An 850-nucleotide genomic window follows, 5' to 3' on the forward strand; every position below is an offset into this window, starting at 1 on the left:
GGGCTGGTCAGGGGCTTGGCCGGGGGCGGCCCGCGGCCGGGGTGACGGCCGAGGCCGCCCGTGGGCTCAGCGGGTGAAGAGCGGCTCGCCACCCAGCTCGGCACCGGGCGGCAGCAGGGCCAGGGTCAGCCCGCGCACCAGCCGGGCGCGCAGCACCTCGTGGGTGGCCAGCGCCTGGGCGAGCCGCTGGACGGTCTGCTGGGCGACCGCGTCCGCGGCCAGTGCCAGGGCCAGCATCCCGTCGGCGTCCTCGGCGGCGGTCAGATGGGCGCGCAGCACCTCGGGCTCGGCGGCCAGCACGGTGCGCAGGGCCTCGGCCACGGCCGGGTCGGTCAGCGGGTCCACACTGGTACGGCCCTCGGCCAGGGCGAGCAGGGCCGGGCCGGTCAGCTCGTAGGTCACCGGACCCGCGATGTCCAGGACGATGGTGTCCGCCTTCTCGTGCGCGGCGGCCTCCAGGGCCCCGCGCATCGGCACCGCCACGGGCCGCCCGTCCGGGCGCCAGCGGGCCAGCGCGTCGGTCGAGCTGAACGCCAGCAGCGCCCGCCGCCCGTCGGGGGCCTGGAGCGTCGGCACCGCCATGTCGCTGGTCTTCTCCCGGCGCAGCCCGTCCGGGCCCTCCTCCACCTCGCCCAGCACCGCCACCACCGGCACCAGCATCCGCGCCCCGGCCAGCGCCTCCAGCACGCCGGCCTCGGCCGAGGGATCGGCCTTCCAGGCGGCGAGTGCCGCGGTCAGGCGGGGGTCGGCAGAGCCGTCGTCTTCAGCGAATCCGGGATCCGGAATGTTCTTGAGCGCCACCCGACGAGGGTATCGGGGGCCGTGACCGAGCCGGGGCGCAGGGGTGCGG

General features: G+C 77.6%; 1 protein-coding gene. It reads right to left on the reverse strand.

Annotated elements, in window-relative coordinates; genetic code table 11:
- Nucleotides 1-66: 66 nt before the first annotated feature.
- The gene (locus tag E4099_RS32490; protein WP_135342657.1) at nt 67-801 is read right to left on the reverse strand and encodes an SseB family protein; all 735 of its coding nucleotides are present in this window, start codon (nt 799-801) and stop codon (nt 67-69) included.
- Between the last annotated feature and the right edge of the window lie 49 nt (nt 802-850).

The organism is Streptomyces palmae, from assembly GCF_004684805.1.
Lineage (GTDB): Bacteria > Actinomycetota > Actinomycetes > Streptomycetales > Streptomycetaceae > Streptomyces > Streptomyces palmae.